This is a genomic window from Novosphingobium sp. KA1, from assembly GCF_017309955.1.
Classification (GTDB): domain Bacteria; phylum Pseudomonadota; class Alphaproteobacteria; order Sphingomonadales; family Sphingomonadaceae; genus Novosphingobium.
The window spans coordinates 1527069-1547264 of record NZ_CP021248.1 but is presented as its reverse complement, the minus strand read 5'-3'; the positions used below and the strand labels follow the sequence as shown (position 1 = coordinate 1547264).

Annotated in this window: 14 protein-coding genes; 5 read left to right on the top strand and 9 right to left on the bottom strand. The window is 65.7% G+C overall.

Features of this window, described 5'->3' with window-relative positions:
- Positions 1–24 precede the first annotated feature (24 nt).
- The 5 genes from CA833_RS24480 to CA833_RS24460 all read right to left on the bottom strand — a co-directional run bounded on the left by CA833_RS24480 (position 25) and on the right by CA833_RS24460 (position 6530).
- Entirely contained in the window at positions 25–456 is a 432-nt protein-coding gene (locus CA833_RS24480) for a thioesterase family protein (protein ID WP_207080517.1), read from the bottom strand.
- Positions 453–1601, bottom strand: coding sequence for an iron-containing alcohol dehydrogenase (locus tag CA833_RS24475; RefSeq protein WP_207080516.1), 1149 nt, complete (start codon positions 1599–1601; stop codon positions 453–455). Before CA833_RS24475 ends, CA833_RS24480 begins: the two co-directional genes overlap by 4 nt.
- Positions 1598–3625 carry a 3-hydroxyacyl-CoA dehydrogenase NAD-binding domain-containing protein gene (locus tag CA833_RS24470; protein ID WP_207080515.1) on the bottom strand — a complete coding sequence of 676 codons (2028 nt, stop codon included), beginning with the start codon at positions 3623–3625 and terminating at the stop codon, positions 1598–1600. Before CA833_RS24470 ends, CA833_RS24475 begins: the two co-directional genes overlap by 4 nt.
- A gap of 32 nt (positions 3626–3657) precedes the next feature.
- Entirely contained in the window at positions 3658–4428 is a 771-nt protein-coding gene (locus CA833_RS24465) for an enoyl-CoA hydratase/isomerase family protein (protein WP_207080514.1), read from the bottom strand.
- 122 nt (positions 4429–4550) lie between these two features.
- A complete protein-coding gene (locus CA833_RS24460) occupies positions 4551–6530 on the bottom strand; it encodes an alkyl/aryl-sulfatase (protein WP_207080513.1) in 1980 nt (659 codons plus the stop codon).
- 208 nt (positions 6531–6738) lie between these two features.
- On the opposite strand from CA833_RS24460, the gene pcaF reads away from it, so the two are divergent.
- Genes pcaF through CA833_RS24445 form a run of 3 tightly spaced genes read left to right on the top strand, consistent with a single transcriptional unit; the run spans position 6739 to position 10153 of the window.
- The gene (pcaF, locus tag CA833_RS24455; RefSeq protein WP_207080512.1) at positions 6739–7950 is read left to right on the top strand and encodes a 3-oxoadipyl-CoA thiolase; all 1212 of its coding nucleotides are present in this window, start codon (positions 6739–6741) and stop codon (positions 7948–7950) included.
- A 14-nt stretch (positions 7951–7964) separates the two neighbouring features.
- Positions 7965–9416 carry an NAD-dependent succinate-semialdehyde dehydrogenase gene (locus CA833_RS24450; protein WP_207080511.1) on the top strand — a complete coding sequence of 484 codons (1452 nt, stop codon included), beginning with the start codon at positions 7965–7967 and terminating at the stop codon, positions 9414–9416.
- Between the two features lie 59 nt (positions 9417–9475).
- Positions 9476–10153, top strand: coding sequence for a M24 family metallopeptidase (locus CA833_RS24445; protein WP_142639036.1), 678 nt, complete (start codon positions 9476–9478; stop codon positions 10151–10153).
- Positions 10154–10222: 69 nt separating this feature from the next.
- Here the strand turns inward: CA833_RS24445 and CA833_RS24440 are convergent, their stop codons facing one another.
- The 3 genes from CA833_RS24440 to CA833_RS24430 form a co-directional block, all read right to left on the bottom strand.
- Positions 10223–11926, bottom strand: coding sequence for an amidohydrolase (locus CA833_RS24440; RefSeq protein ID WP_207080510.1), 1704 nt, complete (start codon positions 11924–11926; stop codon positions 10223–10225).
- A gap of 71 nt (positions 11927–11997) precedes the next feature.
- Positions 11998–14934 (bottom strand): TonB-dependent siderophore receptor, encoded by a 2937-nt coding sequence (locus tag CA833_RS24435; protein WP_207080509.1) that lies wholly within the window; start codon positions 14932–14934, stop codon positions 11998–12000.
- A 412-nt stretch (positions 14935–15346) separates the two neighbouring features.
- On the bottom strand, positions 15347–15868 hold the full coding sequence (locus CA833_RS24430; RefSeq protein WP_242526487.1) for an Lrp/AsnC family transcriptional regulator: 522 nt from the start codon (positions 15866–15868) through the stop codon (positions 15347–15349).
- A gap of 190 nt (positions 15869–16058) precedes the next feature.
- Between CA833_RS24430 and CA833_RS24425 the strand changes: the two genes are divergently transcribed.
- Both CA833_RS24425 and CA833_RS24420 read left to right on the top strand, forming a co-directional pair.
- On the top strand, positions 16059–18500 hold the full coding sequence (locus CA833_RS24425; RefSeq protein WP_242526486.1) for a zinc-dependent metalloprotease: 2442 nt from the start codon (positions 16059–16061) through the stop codon (positions 18498–18500).
- 9 nt (positions 18501–18509) lie between these two features.
- A complete protein-coding gene (locus CA833_RS24420; RefSeq protein WP_207080508.1) occupies positions 18510–19250 on the top strand; it encodes a DJ-1/PfpI family protein in 741 nt (246 codons plus the stop codon).
- 18 nt (positions 19251–19268) lie between these two features.
- Here the strand turns inward: CA833_RS24420 and CA833_RS24415 are convergent, their stop codons facing one another.
- Positions 19269–20180, bottom strand: coding sequence for a 3'-5' exonuclease (locus CA833_RS24415; RefSeq protein ID WP_142639028.1), 912 nt, complete (start codon positions 20178–20180; stop codon positions 19269–19271).
- Between the last annotated feature and the right edge of the window lie 16 nt (positions 20181–20196).

The window sequence follows — 20196 nt, the reverse complement described above, 5'->3', positions numbered from 1 at the left end:
TACCGCGCCGCCCCTTTTTGTATCTCAGGCGATGGAATTCAGGATCGCTCGCCAGGGTTCGGGCAGCGGCGTCGGGCGGCGGCTGTCCCTGCCGACATAGACGTGGGTGAACTGCCCTTCCGCTGCCGCTTCCCCAGCCCCTTCCACGAAGACGCCGAGATGATAGGTCACGCTGCTGGAGCCGAGCCGCGCCACTTTCAGGCCGATCTCCACCTTCTGTGGAAATTCGACCGAGGCGGCATAACGGCACCCGGTTTCGACCACGAGGCCGATGGGGTTGCCGTTCTCGATATCGAGCAGGCCGACCTCGATCAGCCAGGCGTTCACGGCCGTGTCGAACCACGAATAATAGACCACGTTGTTGACGTGGCCGTAGACGTCGTTGTCGTGCCAGCGGGTGCTGATCGGGGTAAAATGGCGATAGGCGCCGCGCGGACGCAGGGGTTCACGGCTCACAGTGCAGCCTCATAGAGTTGGCGCGCGTCACTCTGCGTGATCGTGCGGGGGTTGTTCTTCAGCAGGCGTTCCTGCAGCATGGCGTCGGCGGCAAGCTGGTCGAGATCGGCCGAACTTACCCCCACGGCGGAAAGCCGCGCGGGCATCCCGGCGCGCGCCGCCATCGTGCGCAAGGCTTCGAGCAGACCTTGTGCCTGAGCCTGCTGTCCAAGCCCTTCCAGTGCGGGATCGACCAGTGGGCCAAGCTCGGCATAGAGCGGCATCGCCGCGCTCATGTTGAAGGCAAGCACATGCGGCAGCATCAGCACGTTGGAAAGGCCGTGCGGCACATGGAAGCGCCCGCCCAGCGGATAGGCCAGGGCATGAACCCCAGCCACCGGCGCATTGGAAAAGGCGACGCCGGCCAGATGCGCGCCCAGCAGCATCGCCTCGCGCGCGGCGACATTGCCGGGTTCCTCGCAGGCGAGCAGCAGGTTGGCCGCCAGCAACCGCAGCGCTTCCCTCGCCAGCAGGTCGGACAGCGGGTTCTTGAGATGGATCGAGGTATAGGCTTCGATCGCGTGCACCATCGCGTCCATGCCGGTGGCGGCGGTGACGGCGCGTGGCAGGCCTAGCGTCAGCGCCGGGTCCAGCACGGCGTGCCCCGCGATGAGAGCTTGCGAGGAAACCCCGCGCTTCTCGTCTCCCGGCAGGGTGATGATCGAGACCGGCGTGGCTTCCGATCCGGTGCCCGCCGTGGTCGGCACCAGCACCAGCGGCAGGCCCTTGGCCCGGGCATTGCCTACGCCCCAGATCGCGTCGAGATCGTCGCCCGAGCCGAGCAGGTAGGCGGCAAGCTTGGCAACATCCATCGGACTGCCGCCGCCGAAACCGACGACGCTGGCCGCACGGCTTTCACGGCCAAGCGCGACCACCGCCTCCAACGTGGCGCGCGAGGGGTCGGCTTCGACCTCGCTTGCCACTGTCACCTGCCGGCCAGAGGCACGCAGCGCCGCCAGCGCGCCTTCGGCAAGGCCGAGGCTGACGATCTGCCGGTCGGTGACGAACAGCACCGGGCCTGCCGGCAGCAGGTCCGCAATCCGGTCCGCGCTGCCCGCGCCGCTGACGAGGCGCGGGCCATAGGAAAAGGCGAAAGCGCTGCTCACGCCACGGGCTCTTCGGTGGCGGCCGCCTGTTCGCGCAGCAACGGCGAGATGGAGAAGCCTTCGGGCATGCTCTTGGCGTAGCGCTCCAGTCCGGCGACGATCTTTGCAAAGCCTTCGCGTTCGGCCCAGAACATCGGGCCGCCGGTCCAGCGCGGCCAGCCATAGCCGTAGAGCCAGACCACGTCGATGTCGGAGGAGCGCTGGGCGATGCCTTCCTCCAGGATCTTCGCGCCTTCGTTGACCATGGTGTAGAGCGTGCGGACGACGATTTCCTCGTCGGAAATGGCGCGCGGGGTCACGCCTTCACGCTTGCGGAATTCCTCGATCAGCGCGGCGACCACCGGGGAGGAACTGCGCTTGCGGGCGGCATCGTAGTCGTAGAAACCGGCGCCGGTCTTCTGGCCCCAGCGGCCCTGCGCGCAGAGCGCGTCCTTGAGATCGTCGATGCGCTCGGGATCGCGATGCCAGCCGATATCGACACCGGCAAGGTCGGTCATCTGAAACGGCCCCATCGGCATCCCGAAATCGGTGTGGACCTTGTCCACCTGCTCGGGGCTCGCGCCCTCCATGACGAGGGCCAGCGCATTGTCCTGCCGGGGGATCAGCATGCGGTTGCCGATGAAGCCGTAGCACACGCCGGCGACCACCGGCACCTTGCCGATCTTCTGACCCAGCGCCATGATCGTGGCGAGCACGTCCGGCGCGGTCTTGGCACCGCGCACGACCTCGACCAGCTTCATGACATTGGCGGGCGAGAAGAAGTGCATGCCCAGCACACCCTCGGGCCGCGAGGTGCAGGCGGCGATTGCATCGACGTCGAGGTACGAGGTGTTCGAGGCAAGGATCGCGCCGGGGCGTGCCACTGCGTCGAGCCGTCCGAAAACCTGCTTCTTCACCTCCATGTTCTCATAGACGGCCTCGATCACCAGATCGCATTCGCCCAGCGCGCCGAATTCCAGCGTGGGGGTCAGCAGGGCCATGGCGGCTTCGACCTGGGCGCCGGTCAGGCGGCCCTTGGCGGCGGTGGCCTCGTAGTTCTTGCGGATCAGCGCGGCGCCGCGCTCAAGCGCTTCCGCGCTGGTCTCGACCATGGTGACCGGCAGGCCTGCCGAGAGGAAGTTCATGGCGATGCCGCCGCCCATGGTGCCCGCGCCGATCACGCCGACGCGGTTTATCGGGCGCTTGGCAATGTCCTTGGGCAGGTCTTCGATCCGGGCTGCGCTGCGTTCCGCGAAGAAGGCATGGCGCAGGGCTTTCGACTGTTCGCCCGAGACGAGTTCGAGGAACAGGCGGCGCTCGGTGGCGAGGCCCTCGGCCAGTGGCTGGGTGGCTGCGGCCTTGACGGCTTCGACGCAGGCGAGCGGGGCGGTGAGGCCCCTGAACAGGCGGGGATTGGCGGCGACGAAGGCATCGGCGCTGGTCGCATCGCCGGAAACCGCGCGCGCGCAGGTCGGGCGGGCGGGCGAGCCCGCAAAGGCGGCGGCGGCATCGAACAGGTCTTCGGCGCTTTCGACTACCGTGTCTACCAGACCGCTGGCCGCTGCGGCGCTGGCGGAGACGGGATCGCCCGAAACGATCATCTTCAGCGCGGCCTCCACGCCGACAAGGCGCGGCAGGCGCTGGGTGCCGCCCGCGCCGGGCAGGATGCCCAGCTTCACTTCGGGCAGGCCCAGCTTTGCGGAGGCGAGCGCCACGCGGTAGTGGCAGGCGAGCGCAATCTCCAGTCCGCCGCCCAGCGCGGTGCCGTTGATCGCGGCGATCACCGGCTTGGGGCAGGCTTCGATCGCGGCAAGAACATCGGGAAGCTGCGGATCGGCGAGGGGCTTGCCGAATTCGGAAATATCGGCCCCGGCGCTGAACAGCTTGCCGCTGCCGGTGACGATCACGGCACTGACGCTTCCGTCCTCGGCTGCGGCGGCGATGGCCTGCGCCAGCCCGGCGCGTACATCGGCGCCAAGGGCGTTGACCGGCGGGTTGTCGATCGTGATCCGAAGGATCGGACCGGTCTGTTCGCTGCGGATCATCGTTTACTCCATGCAAAAGGGACGCGCGGCGTTCAGCCGGCGTTGAAGGTGGGCTTGCGCTTCTCGCGGAAGGCGGAAACGGCGGCGCGGTGGTCGGCGGTCTGGCCGAGCAGCGGCTGCATCGTCGCTTCGAAGTCGAGGAAGGCGTCGAGGCTCATGGCCGGGGCAGCAGCGAACTGGCGCTTGGCCAGGTGGAGCGCGGTGGCGGGGCCATCCGCGACCATGTGGGCAAGCTCCATGGCGCGGGGCAGCAGCGCTTCGGGCGCGATGACTTCCATGGCGAGGCCAAGCTCGCGGGCTTCCTCGGCATGAACCTCGCGGCCCGAATAGACGATTTCCTTCGCGCGCATCGGGTTGATGGCGTGCAGGAACTGCCAGGCGAGCCCGGCATCGGGGGCGTAGCCGATGCGGCGGAAGGTGGCGGCAAAGCGTACGCGGTCGCTGGCGAGCACGATGTCGCTCGCCATGGCGAAACCCCAGGCGGCGCCGATGCAGACGCCATCGACGGCGGCGATGACCGGGGCGGGAAAGCGGGCGACGGCGCGCGCCATGGCGTGAAGCTGGCGCATGCGGGCAAGGAAAGCATCGGGCGGCGTCTCGCCCATCTCGCCGATATCCGCGCCGGAACAGAAATTGCCGCCGGTGCCGGTCAGCACCACGGCGCGAATGCCGGGATCGGCTTCCAGTTCGGCAAAGGCGGCGACGAACTCGGCGCGCATCGCCAGAGTGAAGGCGTTTTTCGCGGCAGGCCGGTCGAAAGCGACGACGGCGACGGCGCCGTCACGGGTCAGAGAGATGGACATGCAGCAGGCTTAAGCCTGCGCTCGCCGGGGCAGGGAGGCCCGGCGCATCGGCCGGGCCATATTCACGGATATGATGGAGGGTTTGTTTGGAAAATGCCCTTTCGGTGGATTTTGAAACGGACTCAGGGATTCGGCGTGACCAGCCCGAACGTCCCGCGCGGGGCCTCGATCAAGGCTAGCAGGGCGTTCAGGCGCGTGGCGGTTTCCGGCGGCAGGGCGGTGTCCTGCGGCTTTTTCGTGATCCCGGCCACCAGTTGCGCTCGCGTGAGCTTCAGTTCCGCAGCCTTGGGAACGCCCGCCCCGACCGGCTGATGCACCAGCACGCCGTTGCGGATCTCGACATGTTCGGCCGGCGCGCTGCCATCCAGCACGAGGTCGAACGTCATCGGTGCCGCCAGCGCCCGCTCGGGAACAAGGCGCACGGCCAGCAGGTCGAGAATGTCGGACAGCGGCATGGCGGGAATTGCCCCCGCCACTGAATCGAAGCCGCCGGTCTTCACCCCTTCGCGCAGTTCCTTGGCGCCGGTGAGGAAGGCGTTGCGCCACATCGAGCTGGTGGCCTGATAGCCCTGCTGCTCCAGACTGTCGGCCAGCGCCAGCTTTGCCGCATGGTTGTCCGGCTGCGCGAAGACGAGGCGGGAGAGCAGTTCCGAAGCCCAGCGATAATCGCCCGCCGCAATGGCCGCGCGTCCCTTGGCAAGCACGGCTTCCGGCCCGCCCATCGCCTCGACATACTTCGCGCCCGCCGCCTCCGGCGGCAGCGGGTTCAGGGTCGCCGGATTGCCGTCGTACCAGCCGAGATAGCGCTGGTAGACCGCCTTGGCATCATGGCTGAGGGTGCCGTAATAGCCCTGATTGAACCAGCGGTTGGCCAGCGGCGCGGGCAGCTTGAGGTTCTCCGCGATCTCGGCGCCGTTCAGTCCTTCGTTCATCATCCGCACCGACTGGTCGTGCAGGTACTTGTACATGTCGCGGTGCGCACCGAGGTAGTCGAGGATCTTCGCATTGCCCCAGTGCGGCCAGAAGTGCGAGGTTATCAGCGTATCGGTGCGGTTGCCGTAGAGCGCGATGGAGCGGGTGAGGTCGTCCGCCCAGGCCTTGGCATCGCGCACTTGCGCGCCGCGCAGGGTGAGGATGTTGTGGAGCGAGGAATTGGCGTTCTCGGCCATGTCCAACACGCGCAGTTGCGGCATGTAGATCGCCATCTCCGCCGGGGCCTCGGTATCGGGCATGTACTGGAATTCCAGATCGATGCCGTCGATGGTCATGGTCTCGCCGGTCTTCGTCACCTCATGCGTGGGGGGCAGCATGTGGACGGAGCCGGTGGCATTGCCCAGACGGTTGAAGGCCGGGCCGATACCGTCGCTGATGTCGGCCTTGGGGCCGGTGCCGATGAGATGGCCGAAGGCGTAGATCGCGCGGCGACTCATGGCGGGCCCGGCGATCACGTTTTCCGAGATCGCTTCCTTCAGGAAGCCGCCAGGCGCAATGATCGGCACCTTCCGCGCGGAGGCTTCCTCGGGGCTGATGACGCCTGCCGCGCCGCCGAAATGGTCGATGTGCGAATGGGTGTAGATCACACCGACCACCGGCTTGTTACCCAGCTTTGCCCGCACAAGGTCCATTGCCGCCTTGGCGCTCTCCACCGTGGTCAGTGTGTCGATCACCAGATAGCCGGTCTTGCCGAGCACCACGGTCAGGTTTGCCAGTTCGATTCCCCGCACCTGATAGACCCGGTCGGTCACCTTGAAGAGCCCGGATTGCGAGAGCAGCTGGGCATTGCGCCAGAGGCTGGGGTTCACCGTGTCCGGGCGCGGGCCCTTGAAGATGTCCAGTTCCTTGAGGTCGCGGATGCGCTTGCCGTCCGGCTTGGCGATCTCGCCGCCCGGAATGCCGGCGATGAAGCCGCGCGTGGCAAGGTCGAAGTCCTCCTTGTCGTTCCACGGCAGGCTGGCGGTGGTTTCCTCGAAGTAGCGCAAGGTCGCGGCGGAGGCAGGCTTCTGTGCGGAATCGCCGTCCTGCGCGCTCAGGCCGCCACCGGAAGCAAGGGCGAGAAGCGAGACGGCGGTGATTGCCGCCTGGAAGCGAGTGCGATGGGCCATGGATATCCTCTCTTGCGACCGTGACGAGCCCTCACGACTGCGCCTTCGATATGCCGGATGCACTGTCGGGATGCGGCCATGCGAGGCAAATATGCCCGGGCGCGAGCGGCGTCTTTCCCGCTTGTGATATTCCTTCGCGCTTATCCGGTTAAGGGCATCGTTGGCGCGTCGCGTTGCTAGGCGGGGGAAAACCAGCCGAGGATAGCCGATGACCAGACCTGCCTACATTTGCGACGCGGTGCGCACTCCCATCGGCCGCTACGGCGGCGGGCTGGCGGCGATCCGTGCCGACGATCTGGGCGCGGTGCCGCTGCGCGCGCTGCTGGCGCGTAACCCCTCGCTCGATCCGGCGGCGGTGGAGGAAGTGTTCTACGGCTGCGCCAACCAGTCGGGCGAGGACAACCGCAATGTCGCGCGCATGAGCCTGCTGCTGGCAGGTTTGCCGCACACGGTGCCCGGCGTCACGCTCAACCGCCTTTGCGCATCGGGCCTCGAAGCGGTGGGCGCCGCCGCGCGGGTGGTGGCCTTGGGCGAGATGGAACTGGCCTTTGCGGGCGGCGTCGAGAGCATGACGCGCGCGCCTTTCGTCATGGGCAAGGCGGACAGCGCTTTCGGACGGAGTCAGAAGATCGAGGATACGACGATGGGCTGGCGCTTCGTCAATCCGGCGCTCGATGCCGCCTATGGCACCGAGACGATGCCGCGCACGGGGGAGAACGTGGCGAAGGACCACGGCATTGCGCGCGAGGATCAGGACCGTTTCGCCCTGCGCAGTCAGGAACGCGCAGCGGCGGCGCAGGAAGCGGGCTTCTTTGCTGAAGAGATCGTCGTCACTCCGGTGCCGGGCCGCCGGAGCGGCGATATGGTCGAGGTTTCGGTGGACGAACATTTGCGGCGCGGCACCACGCTGGAGACTCTGGCGCGGCTGAAGCCGCTGTTCGAACCGGGCGGCACGGTCACGGCGGGCAATGCCTCCGGCATCAACGACGGGGCGGCAGCGCTGATTATCGCCAGCGAGGAGGCGGTGAAAGTGCATGGATTGACGCCGCGCGCGCGGATCCTCGGCATGGCGTCGGCCGGGGTCGAGCCGCGCGTGATGGGGATCGGGCCGGTTCCGGCAACGCGCAAGCTGATGACGCGGCTGGAGCTGGGCATCGGCGATTTCGATGCCATCGAACTCAACGAGGCGTTTGCCAGTCAGGCGCTGGCGGTGCTGCGCGAACTGGGGCTCCCCGACGATGCGCCGCATGTGAACGGCAATGGCGGGGCGATCGCGTTGGGCCATCCGCTCGGCATGTCGGGCGCGCGGCTGGCGCTGACGCTGGTGCATCAGCTTGAGCGCACGGGCGGACGCCGGGGGTTGGCGACGCTGTGCATCGGCGTGGGCATGGGACTGGCCCTCGCGGTCGAGCGGGTCTGAGGAGAATTAGGGCCATGGCTTTCACCCAATTCCTCCGTCAGCAGTGCTACATCGACGGCCAGTGGTGCGATGCCGATAGCGGGGCGACGTTCGAAGTGACCGACCCCGGCAGCGGCGCGGTGCTGGGCACGGTGCCGAAGATGGGTGCGGACGAGACGGGCCGCGCCATCGAGGCTGCCGAGCGCGCGCTTCCCGCATGGCGCGCCAGGACCGCGGGCGAACGCTCGAAACTGATGCGCAGGCTGTTCGACCTGATGATCCAGCATCAGGACGACCTCGGCGAACTGCTCACCCGCGAACAGGGCAAGCCGCTGGCCGAAGGGCGCGGCGAGATCGCCTATGGCGCCAGCTTCATCGAATGGTTCGCCGAAGAGGCCAAGCGCGCCTATGGCGACACCATTCCCGGCCATGCCGCCGACCGCCGCATCGTCGTCATCAAGCAGGGCGTCGGTGTCGTCGCCGCGATCACGCCCTGGAACTTCCCCAATGCGATGATCACCCGCAAGCTCGGCCCCGCGCTGGCGGCGGGCTGCACGATCGTCATCAAGCCCGCTTCGGCCACGCCCTATTCGGCGCTCGCCATCGCGCATCTGTGCGAACTGGCGGGCATTCCGGCGGGCGTCGTCAATGTCGTGACCGGCAGCGCCGGGCAGATCGGCTCGGCGCTGACGCAGAGCCCCAAGGTCGCCAAGCTGACCTTCACCGGCTCCACCGAGATCGGCCGCGACCTGCTGCGCGAATGCGCCGAGACGATCAAGAAGACCTCGATGGAGCTGGGTGGGAATGCGCCATTCCTGGTGTTCGACGATGCCGATGTCGATGCCGCGATCGATGGCGCGATGATCTCCAAGTTCCGCAACGGCGGCCAGACCTGCGTGTGCACCAACCGCTTCTACGTGCAGGACGGCGTCTACGACGCATTCGTCGAGAAGCTGGCCAAGCGCGTCTCGGCCATGAAAGTCGGCTACGGCATGGACGCGGGCACCGAAGTCGGCCCGCTGATCGACGAGAAGGCGGTCGAGAAGGTGGAGGAGCACCTTCAGGACGCCATCGCCGGAGGGGCCAAGGTACTGGCGGGCGGCCAGCGCAACGAACGCGGCGGCTCGTTCTTCAACCCCACCGTGGTGGCGGGCGTGAAGCCGGACATGAAGCTGGCGCGCGAGGAGACTTTCGGGCCGCTGGCGGGCGTGATCCGCTTCACCGACGAAGCCGATGCCATCCGCATGGCCAACGATACCGAGTTCGGCCTGGCGAGCTACTTCTACGCCCGCGACCTCAGCCGCGTCTGGCGGGTGGCCGAAGCGCTGGAGGCAGGCATGGTGGGCATCAACACCGGGCTGATCTCCACCGAAGTGGCGCCGTTCGGCGGGGTCAAGCAGTCCGGCCTCGGGCGTGAGGGTTCGCACTACGGCCTCGATGACTACATGGAGGTGAAATACCTCTGCATGGGTATCAAGCCGGCTTGAACTTGACGGAAGCGGGACGTGCCGCCAGACGCGGGGCCGGCCTAGCGGAGATACGTGTCATGACCACCCACGCCCCCCTCTCGTTCCAGCCGCGCGAAGCGGTCGGTCCCGCCTATTCGCGCAGTGCGATCGCGGAGGCGCAGAGGCTGTCGTGGCAGGCGCTCGATCGCATCGCCGCGCTTGTCCGTCCGGGCATGACCGAGGCCGACGTACGCGTGGCGGGTGAGGCGATCCTCGCCGAAATGGGCATGGAGCGCACCTGGCATCCGCTGCTCGTCCGTTTTGGGGCCAATACGCTCAAGATATTCAGCGACCGCAGCGAGGGTGATGCGGTGCTTGGCGAAAACGACATCTTTTTCATCGACATGGGACCGGTATTCCTCGGGCATGAAGGTGACGTCGGGGCGACCTACACGGTGGGAAGCGACGCCGAGATGCAGGCCTGTGCCGAGGCTGTGCGCGTGCTGTTCGATCGTGTTCGGGCGATCTGGAACCATGGCGCGGTATCAGGCCGCGCGCTCTACGAACGCGCGGAAGAAGAAGCCCGTGCGATGGGCTGGGTGCTCAATATCGATATCAAGGGGCACCGGGTGAGCGACTATCCGCACTCGGTCCACAAGGGGGGCAACCTCGGTGATTTTGATGCCGTGCCCGGCAAGGGGCTGTGGATCCTCGAAATGCAGATCCGCCACCCGGAGCGTCCTTTCGGCGCGTTCTACGAGGACCTGCTTGCCTGAAAACGGCCGCTGGACGAAGCACTCGCTCCGACCAGCGGCAGGGTGGGTTCGTTCAGGCCGGCGGGATCGTCAACCGCCGACGCGGGACGGAGCCGGTGCACCGGCATCGGGGCGAGTGGCGGCATCCGTCACGTCCGCGGGGGCCTGCGAGGTCTTGGGCGGCGTGCCGAGTTGGGGGTACTTGATGCCGAGCTGGTCGAGGTAGCTCGGGTACTTGTCCTGCTTGTAGTAGTATTTTTCCATCTCGGGGCGCATGCGCTTCATCACTTCGGCGTTGAGCCAGATGGCGGGGGTATCACTGGCGGTGATCACTGGATCGTAGTGCTGGTCCTTGTTCTGGACGTCCTTGAAATAGGCCTTGGCGTCCGCCAGCAGCTGTGGCCGGGTCATCAGGTCGATTACCGTCATCGCCACCGCCTTGGCGCCCGCGACTGCGCCCTTGTGGGCGATCGGCGTCGCCATCGCCACCGCCGAGGTGAGGTTGTGGCCGATCATGTTGGGAATGTTCGAGGGGTAGCGCACGGTGATCGTGGGCACCGTCCACATGATGTCGCCGATGTCGTCCGAGCCGCCGCCGATCGAACGCGGGCGGTTTTCGGGGGTGGAGAGCGGATCGACGCTGTCGTGCAGCGGCTCCACCTTGCGTTCGAAGTTGACCTGCGCGGCCTTGGCGAAGGCCTGGTCGTCTGCCGTCCACTTGGGCATGCCGACGGCTTCGATATTGGCCTGCGCCGCCTCGGCCATCGGCTTGTTGCCGAAGTTGGGCGCGGCATAACCGAGGATCCGGTGCGTCACCGAAGTGCCGGTTGCCATCGCAGCCGCATCGGCGATGGTATTGCCGGTATCATAGAGCGAGCGGACGGCGTCGAAGGTGCGATCGCGGAAGAAGTACCAGACCTTGGCCTCGCCCGGCACGACGTTGGGCTGGCCGCCGCCTTCGGTGATGACGTAGTGCGAGCGCTGGGTCACCGGCAGATGTTCGCGGCGGAAATTCCAGGCCACGTCCATGAGTTCTACCCCGTCGAGCGCGCTGCGGCCGTCCCAGGGATCGCCGGCGGAATGCGCGGTCCGGCCCTTGAAGGTGTATTCCACCGAGACCATGCCGTTCAAACCCATCTCGCCATAGGCCGTGCCGAACGAGGTGCCGACATGGGCGAAGATGTTGGCATCGACGTCCTTGAACAGCCCGGCACGCACGAAGTAGGCCTTGGAGGCGAGGTTCTCCTCGGCAATGCCAGGCCAGACCATGATGCGACCGGGGATGTGGTGCTTGATCATCACGTTCTTGGCGGCGATGGCTGCCGCGATCATCATCGGCATGCCCGAATTGTGGCCTTCGCCGTGGCCCGGGGCGCCTTCTACGATCGGCTTGGCGTAAGGCAGGCCGGGATATTGCGAGACGCCCAGCAAGTCGTCGATGTCACTGCCGAGCGCGATCGTCGGTCCGCCGGTGCCGCTGCCCCACGTGGCGGTGAAGGCGGTGGGAATGCCGGCGACACCTCGGGTCACCTTGAAGCCGTTCTTCTCGAGGATATCGGCGAGATAGGCGGAGCTCCTGAATTCCTGGAAGCCGGGCTCGGCAAAGCTGAACAGCGAATCCACACCCTGCTGGATCATCTTGGCATGGGCATCGACATCGGCGGCGGCTTCCTGCTTGAGCGCAGCGGCATCGGCGCTCTGGGCCGCGGCGGCGCCGGGAACCAAGCTTGTCAGCGTTGCGGCGGTGAAAGCCAGGGCGGCGAGATGGCGGGGTTTGCGCGTGAACTGGATCATGTCGTCGAACCTTGCATAAGTGGGGAAAGCGCGAAGGGGACGGCGGGGACCGAAGTCCCCGCCAGGGGGGATCACAGCGAGACGGAGATCGAGAGGCGGTAGGTCCGTCCGATCACGTCGTAGAGCGAGCGATTGGTCTGGGCGTAGGCGGGTACGTTGTTGCCGCTCGGGCCGTTGCCGATCAGTTCGGGCGCGCGGTTCAGCAGGTTGTTGACTACCACCGAGAGCGTGGCCTCGCGCCCGGCGCTGCGCAGCTTCACGCTGGCCGAGGTGTCGAAGTAGATCGCGCCGTTGATGTGGTTGTTGTTGATCGTGCGGTACTGCGTGGTCGAGGCCGGGCAGTTCGAGGTGCACTCGATATAGTCGTTGCCGTAGACCCCGTCGCTGAAGCCGCGGGTGACGAAGTTGAGTGTCACCGGATCGATGTCGTAGAAAGCGCTGATGCGATAGACCCAGCTGGGTGAGGAGTAGCTGCCCGAGAGGCTGCCGCCGTTGACACCGGCATAGTCGATCGGGAAGACGCCATTGTCGACCACGTTCGAGATGTAGTGGGTGAGATTGGCGGAAATGCTGAAGTTTCCGGGGATCTTCTCGGAGATGGCGGACATTGCGGTGCGATAGCTGGCGGCAACGTCGAAGCCCTTTTCCCGCTGGCTGGCGAAGTTGAACGGCTGGATGGTGATCGTGCTGAGGGCGCCGCCCGAATAGACGATGTTGGCGCAGTAGTCGGCCAGGCCAAGCTCGTAGCAGTTGTCGACCGTGTTCTGCGACGTGACCGAGCCGATCGCGTCGGTGATCTTGATGTCGTAATAGTCGAACGAGGCGGTGAAGCCTGGCAGGAAGCGGGGCGAGACAACCACGCCTGCGGTCCAGGTATTGGCCTTTTCGGGCTTGAGGTTGGGATTGCCGACAGTGTTCTCGATGAACTGCTGCGAGCCGGTCAGCGGCGCATTGTCGGGCAGGATCACGGTATTGGTGCGCGCGGTGCCGGCGGCGAAGAGTTCCTGCAGGTTGGGCGCGCGGATATCGTGGCTGTAGGTGCCGCGCAGCTTGATGTCGGGGATCGGCTGCCAGGTCGCGCCGATCTTGTAGGTGGTCACGCCGCCCGAGGTCGAATAGTCGGTATAGCGGCCGGCGGCGTCGATGTCGAAGCCGGTGAAGACCGGGACCGAGAGTTCGACGAAGCCTTCCTTGACGTTGTAGGATCCCTTGTTGACGAGATAGTTGCCGTAGAGCCATCCCGAGTTGAACTGCGATTCCACCGAGCCGTTGATCGATTCCCTGCGCCATTCGCCGCCGAAGGCCACTGCCACAGGGCCTGCGGGCATGTCGAACAGCTGGGTGTTGAAGCTGACTGCGCCGACATCCTGCTTGATCGTCTGGTCGCGCTGCGGCTGTGCGTCGCCGTAGATATAGGCGAGTGCCTCGGCCGAGGGACCGTCGGTTCCGAGCCGGTCGATCGGCACGCAGCCGTTGCCGGGATCGGTGATGGTCGAGCGGCAGACGATCTGGCCGTTGTAGAGCACCGCGTCCTGCGCCAGCGCCATGCGGGCGGTGTTCCAGGTGTTGATCAGCTCTTCGTGGGACTTGGTGATGCCGTGCTGGAAATAGGCATTGAAGGTCCAGTCGCGGTTGAGCGCGTTGAAGGTGCCGTCGGCGCCGCCGACATAACGGTAGACCTCGCGGGTATTGTTGCTGCCCGGCACCGGGAAGCCGGCATTGCTGGTGCCGATGGTGATCGACGACAGGTTGTTCGCCGCCATCGCCGCGGCGACCTCAGGATATTGGGTCAGCAGATAGGCGTTGTCCGACTTGATCGAGACGCCGGTGCTGGGGGTCTGCTGATAGTAGCTGATGCCGTGGTAGCGATTGTAGGACACCTGGCCGAAGATCTCGATCGAATTCGTCACGTCGAACGAGGTACGGTTGAACACCGAGATCCGGCTTTCATCGGGAAGCAGCGAATTGGTGCCGACATGTCCGGCCAGCGTTACGTCGGTATCGCCGCCGATCATGTAGGGGCTGGAGGTGGAACTGTAGGTGCCGTAGTCGAGTTGCCCGGTCTGCCCCTCGCCCAGGAAATAGGTGCCCTTGAGCGCGCCGGAGGTGATCAGGCCGCCAGCCGTGTAGGTATAGGGGGCAAAGCCCGAACCGACGAGGCGTTCGGGCTCGCCGTTGGTGGCGGTGTAGTTCGGGTTGGTGATCTGGAAATAGGCGCTGTCGTTCCAGCTGCGCTTGATCGAGGTGACCGGATTCTGCTTGAAATAGCTGCCGTTGAGCAGGATGTGCAGCCGGTCGTCGAGCAGCGACAGGCCGGCGGTGGCGCCAAGCCGGTAGTTGAAACCATCGCCGTAGGTCGACAGGCCCTCGTCGGCGGTGACCTTGAGCCCGGTGAACTTCTTGTTGAGAATGAAGTTGATGACGCCGCCGACCGCATCCGAGCCATATTGCGCCGAAGCGCCGCCGGTCACCACTTCGACGCGCTCGACCAGGTCCTGCGGGATGGTGTTGACGTCGACCGTGCCGTTCACGCTCGAGGCGACCGAGCGCTGGCCGTCAAGCAGCACCAGCGTGCGGCCCGCGCCGAGGCCGCGCAAGTTGACCGAGGCGATGCCCGCGTTGCCGTTGGAAAGGCTGCCTGAACTGTTGGCTGAAGTGCTGCCGGCGGTGATGGCGGGAAGCTGGTTGACGAAGTCGGAGATGTTGGCCGGTTTCTGGGCGTTGATTTCCTGCGATCCCAGTACTGTCACCGGGGTCGGGGCGCTGTAGCCGTCGCGCACGATGCGGCTACCGGTGATGACGATATCGCCTGCGGGCACGGCGGCTTCATCGCCGCCGGTGGTCGTGGCGGTGGTCGTGGCGGTGTCCTGGGCGTGGGCCGCGGCGGCGCCTAGCGCCAGCGATGCGGCGCCGGCAAGCAGTGTCAGACGGACATGGGCAAGCGAGCGAGCCCGATGGAACCGCGCCCCGGAACGGTTCGCAGGATAGGCGGTCGTGCTGGAAAACATAATGGGCCCCCTCATAGGCAGTCTTCACGACGCTTCCGGGCACACCTTCTCCCCGTCGCGCAGCCGCCCCATTTCATGAGCAGGCTTCGCCACGAGCGCCTTGTCCGTTGTGGGCAGGGCGCCATTTCTGTTCTGTTATATGTTTACGCGACCCGAAGACGCTGGAGGGCGCTTCTGGCCATTATGTGCTACAGACTTGTTTAGTCGCTTATATAGGTTTGGTTATATTATCATTTAAAAAACGTCTAGCGGTGATCGAACATTTCATGTTGCCGGCAAAATGTATAACATAACTACGCTGAAGCATCCTTGCTCATTTTGCCGAATTGCGCAGCCGCAGCGCCGGAATCCATCACGATCATGCCGTCGCGCGCAGGATTTCGGCGCGCAGCGCGGGCAGGGCCTTGGGGTTTCAAACCGTCTCGATCGACCGATGGCGCTGTAGATTCGCCGCACCTGCGCCGGAGCCGAACAGCACCGGCGGTAGTGTCCGCTCCAGCACCTTGCGCATGACGAAGCTGCTACGGATCTTGGCGACATGGGGCAGGGTGGAGAGTTCGCGGCGGTAGACCTTGTCATAATCCTCGAACGAGCGGACGTGTACGAACATCAGGAAGTCCGTTTCCCCCGAAATGAAACTGCAATAGGACATCGATGGGCAGGCAACGACGGCCTGCTCGAATTCGTTGAGCACATGTTCGGCCTGGGAAGTCAGTTCGATCATGATGATGACGACCATATTGAGGTCGAGCGTGCCCATGTCGAGCTGCGCGTTGTAGCCCTTGATGACGCCGCGTTCCTCGAGGAGCTTGCGGCGGCGGGCCACGGCGGTGCTGGAAAGGTGCACGCGTTCGCCCAGTGCCACGTCCGACATGCGGCCGTCGTGGGACAGCTCCTGCAAGATGCGATAGTCGGTCCTTTCGATCTCTATCATCTTCGACTTTCCCCTGCTTTTGATCGATCTGCACATGAATCGATCAATACCCGTGTGAAAATTGCCGCACTTTGATGGGTTACGCATGCTTTGTTGTGATAGCTTGATCGCAGCGGCACGAAAGATTGTCGTACAGGGTCCGGATGGCGCAAGGTCGGGATTTTCGCCGTGAATTTCAGGGAGATATTACATGCCGTGTCGCACCTTGCGTCATTCTTCGCGCCGTTCGCGCGCCGCGATGCTTGCCTTCCCGCTGGGGTTGTTGCTGGGCGGGGCCGCGCTGCCCCTTGCCGCCATGGCGGCTCCGGTGACGGTGGCTTCGAGCGATGGCGCCTTGCTGCCGGTCAGCGTCGACAAGGAAAGCGGGCGCATCCTGCTCAAGCTGCCTGCGCCCGACAAGGACGGCGTGAGCGGGCGTTTCCTGTATGCCACGGCGCTCAAGGTAGGCCTCGGTTCTGCCCCGGTCCGGCTTGACCATGGCATGTTGGGAGATACGCAGTTGCTCGCCTTCCGGCGCTTCGGCAGGAAGATGGCAATCACTTACGAGAACCCGCGTTTCCGCGCGAGTGGTGCTGCCGAAATCGAAAAGGGCGCACGCGAGAGCTTTCCCTTCAGCACGGTGGGCATGGTTGATGTTGTCGCCGCCGATGCCGACGGCGCGGTGACGATCGACATCGCGCCGTTCCTCACCCATGACACGATGAACATCACGCGCGCGCTGGGCCAGGACGCCAAGGGCTGGAAGCTGGACGAGAGCCTGAGCGCCGCAGACCCTTCCGCCGTCAAGGTGTTTCCCGACAATATTGAACTGGAGGCGGTGCAGACCTATTCCAACGACAGTCCCGGCAAGGAAGTGGACAATATTGCCCCGGACGGCCGCAAGGTCAGCTTTGTCGTGCATCACTCGCTGGTGAGGCTGCCGGATGCCGGCTTCACCGTGCGCCGGTTTGACATCCGTTCCGGCTCGCACGGTACCCAGGTTTACGATTTCGGCACCCCGCTTGGCGAGGATGTGCAGTATCAGCTCGCGAACCACTTTCGCCTCGACAAGCTCGATCCCGCCGCGCCGCGTTCCAGGGTGCGCAAGCCGATCGTCTTTTATATCGACCGAGCGGCCCCCGAGCCGATCCGGACCGCGCTGGCCGAAGGGGTGGCGTGGTGGAACCAGGCCTTCGATGCGGCAGGCTACATCGATGCCTTCCAGGTCAGGATCCTGCCGCCCGATGCCGATCCGCAGGACGTGCGCTACAATGTCGTCAACTGGGGTGACCGCCTGACCCGCAGCTGGTCCTATGGCGGCGGCGTGATTGACCCGCGCACCGGCGAGATCATCAAGGGCAACGTGGTGCTGGGCGCGCTGCGCGTGCGGCAGGACGTCATCCTCTACGAAAGCCTTGTCGGCACCGCGCAGGAGAATACCGGCGGGCCGAACGATCCGGTGCGGATCGCTCTCGCCCGCATCAGCCAACTCGGTGCACACGAAGTGGGCCATGCCATCGGCTTCGTGCACAATTTCGAAGGCTCGACCCAGGATCGTACCTCGGTGATGGACTATCCGATTGCCCGGATGAACGTCGTTGACGGCAGGATCGACCTTGGCGATGCCTATGCCAGCGGGATCGGCAGCTGGGACAAGTTCACCGTCGACTGGCTCTATGGCCAGCCGCTGCCGGGGCAGGACCACGACAAGGCAGCAGCCGCCAAGGCGCTGGCGATCCAGCAGGCCGGGATGCGCTATATGACCGATATCGACGGGCGGAGCGCCGACCTCGGGGTGCCGGGCGACAGCATGTGGACGGATGGCGCGGACGAAGCCCCGGACCTCCAGCACATCATGGAAGTGCGCCGCATCGCCATGAACAATTTCGGCCCGGCGGTCCTGCGTCCGGGCGAGGCGCTGTCCGACTTGCGGCGCAAATTCGTCCCGATGTGGCTGCTCCATCGCTACGAGATCGACGCTGTCGGCAAGCTGGTGGGCGGCGTGAACTATACATATGCGGTGGCCGGAGACGGCAGCGCGTTACCCACGCCTGCGGCGGCGGACAAGCAGGAAGCCGCGCTTTCGGCGCTGCTGGCGACGCTATCCGAAAAGGAACTGACCGTACCGGCGCGGCTGCTGCCCCTGCTGTCCTACGGCGTCAACGGGCGCGGGGATGCGCAGTTCGATACCGAAGTGCTCGATACGGCCGGGGCTTCCGCGTTCGATCCGCTGGTGGCGGCCGACGTCGCCGCGCAAGTCACGCTGGATTCGCTGCTCGCGCCGGCGCGGCTGACCCGCGTCTATCTCCAGCACCAGGACGAAGCATCGCTGCTGGGCGTTGATGAACTGGTCGACAAGCTGATTGCGGCCACGCTCGACGGGCGCAGCTCGGCGGTCGGGCGGCGGATCGCCTATCGTACGCTGGTTTCGATCGCCCGGGCCGCGCACGACAAGGACATGCCCGGCGACATTGCCGCGATTCTCACTGACAAGCTTCACGAGCAAGCGCGCGGCCTCGCGAAAGTGAGCGGCAGCGGCGAGGATGCTCGCTGGGCACGGGGAACGGCGCAGATGCTCGAGGACAAGGACGCGCTTGCCCGCGCCATCGCCCCCGGCGCGGCTCCGGCGATCCCGCCCGGCATGCCAATCTGATCGCTGGCCGTGGAAGCTGCCGGTCGCGGACAGGACCGGCGGCTTCCGGCCTTGCCGGTGTTCGGGAGCGGGCAGACATTCCCGCCCATCCACGCTACGCTGGCCGAGATGACCAAGCCAGTACCCTCGCCCTCGATCAACAGGACAGAACGCCCCCTGACCGTGGGCATTTTGCTGTTCCGGGACGTGGAGGTGCTCGATTTCGCGGGGCCTTACGAGGTCTTTTCGGTCGCAGCGCGGATTGCTCCGAGCCGGCCAGGGCAGGAGCACGGGCCTTTCTCAGTCGTCACCATCGCGCAGACGGCGGCGCCGGTGTCCGCGCGTCACGGGCTGAAGGTCATGCCGGATCATGCCTTCCACGATGCGCCGCGATGCGACGTGGTGATTGTGCCTGGCGGGATCGTCGACGAACCGCTGGCCAATCCCGTCACGCTGGACTGGCTGCGCCGGACTGCTGGCCAGGCGGCCCTGACCGCCTCGGTCTGCACCGGGGCTTTCATTCTCGCGAGGATCGGACTTCTTGATGGGCGGGAGGCGACGACCCACTGGGAAGACATCCCGGAAATGCGGCGGATGTTCCCCGCCGTCCGGGTGGCCGAGGGCGTGAGCTTTGTCGATCAGGGCGCCATCGTCACCTCGGCGGGGATCTCCGCCGGGATCGACATGAGCCTGCATCTTGTCGCCCGTTTTGCGGGGCCGGACCTTGCGCGCAAGACGGCCCGGCAGATGCAGTATGAACCTGCCCGGTGATGAGCTCCCCCCCCCCGGTCAAAAGCCCTTGTAGCGGTCGCAAGCGGTGACCGGGTGCAGCGCCGGGCTGCCGTGGCCGGTGTAGACCTCGGTCTTCAGCCATAGTTCCTCGGTCTCGCGCTCGGCTTCGGGAATTTCCTTCGACCAGAAGCGCATGATAGCATTCCAGCGGTAGCCGCGGGCCTTGAGCAGGTCCTTGGCGCCGAATGGGGCATCCACTGCATTGACGCGACAGCCCGGCTGCTCGGAGCGGGCGATGAGTTCCGCCATCACCGTGCGGCCGTCCGGCAGGCCGTGGGCCAGCAGGTAGATCAGCGCGAGGATGTCGTTCTCGGCCCGGTGGCCTTCGTAGAACCAGCCGCATTGCGAGACGAGGTACGCCAGTGCCCGCCCGTCGAAACCGAGTTCCAGCCAGTCGGGTTCGGCCATCGAACAGGCCCAGGCCTTGTCGGCGATGGCAGGCAGACGCCTGTCGACAAAGGGCCGGTCGAATGCGGCATTGTGGGCAACGATGAGGTCTGCCGAGGCCAGGATGTCAATGGCAGCCGCTTCGTCGATCGCCTGTCCGTCGAGCATGGCATTGGTGAGCCCGGTCAGCTTGGTGATGCGCGGATCGAGCACGCGCTCGGGGTCCTCGCGCCAGACGCGGGGCTGTCCGACTTGTACGATGCGTCCGGCCTCATCGTAGCGGAAACGCTGGACGGCGAGTTCGATGATGCGGTCCGCCTCATGGTCGAGCCCGGTCGTCTCGACGTCGAGGGCAACGCCGATGCGGCCCTCGCTGCCGGGGCGCGGCACGTGGAAGCGCGCAATCGGGCGCAGCTTGCGCAGCACGCGGTAGTCCTCGCAGGTGGCGAGAAAGTCGGCCGCGCGGGCAAGATCGTGGGCGGATGCCGCGCGGGGGGCTGCGGCTTGGGGGGAAGCAGGCATTGGAACAATCGATAGC

What these genes read in the sequence shown, in the direction of transcription:
- CA833_RS24470 (WP_207080515.1), bottom strand. Translation starts at nt 3,625, where the DNA reads ATGATCCGCAGCGAACAGACCGGTCCGATCCTTCGGATCACGATCGAC.
- CA833_RS24465 (WP_207080514.1), bottom strand. Translation starts at nt 4,428, where the DNA reads ATGTCCATCTCTCTGACCCGTGACGGCGCCGTCGCCGTCGTCGCTTTC.
- CA833_RS24460 (WP_207080513.1), bottom strand. Translation starts at nt 6,530, where the DNA reads ATGGCCCATCGCACTCGCTTCCAGGCGGCAATCACCGCCGTCTCGCTT.
- pcaF (WP_207080512.1), top strand. Translation starts at nt 6,739, where the DNA reads ATGACCAGACCTGCCTACATTTGCGACGCGGTGCGCACTCCCATCGGC.
- CA833_RS24450 (WP_207080511.1), top strand. Translation starts at nt 7,965, where the DNA reads ATGGCTTTCACCCAATTCCTCCGTCAGCAGTGCTACATCGACGGCCAG.
- CA833_RS24445 (WP_142639036.1), top strand. Translation starts at nt 9,476, where the DNA reads ATGACCACCCACGCCCCCCTCTCGTTCCAGCCGCGCGAAGCGGTCGGT.
- CA833_RS24440 (WP_207080510.1), bottom strand. Translation starts at nt 11,926, where the DNA reads ATGATCCAGTTCACGCGCAAACCCCGCCATCTCGCCGCCCTGGCTTTC.
- CA833_RS24435 (WP_207080509.1), bottom strand. Translation starts at nt 14,934, where the DNA reads ATGTTTTCCAGCACGACCGCCTATCCTGCGAACCGTTCCGGGGCGCGG.
- CA833_RS24430 (WP_242526487.1), bottom strand. Translation starts at nt 15,868, where the DNA reads ATGATAGAGATCGAAAGGACCGACTATCGCATCTTGCAGGAGCTGTCC.
- CA833_RS24425 (WP_242526486.1), top strand. Translation starts at nt 16,059, where the DNA reads ATGCCGTGTCGCACCTTGCGTCATTCTTCGCGCCGTTCGCGCGCCGCG.
- CA833_RS24415 (WP_142639028.1), bottom strand. Translation starts at nt 20,180, where the DNA reads ATGCCTGCTTCCCCCCAAGCCGCAGCCCCCCGCGCGGCATCCGCCCAC.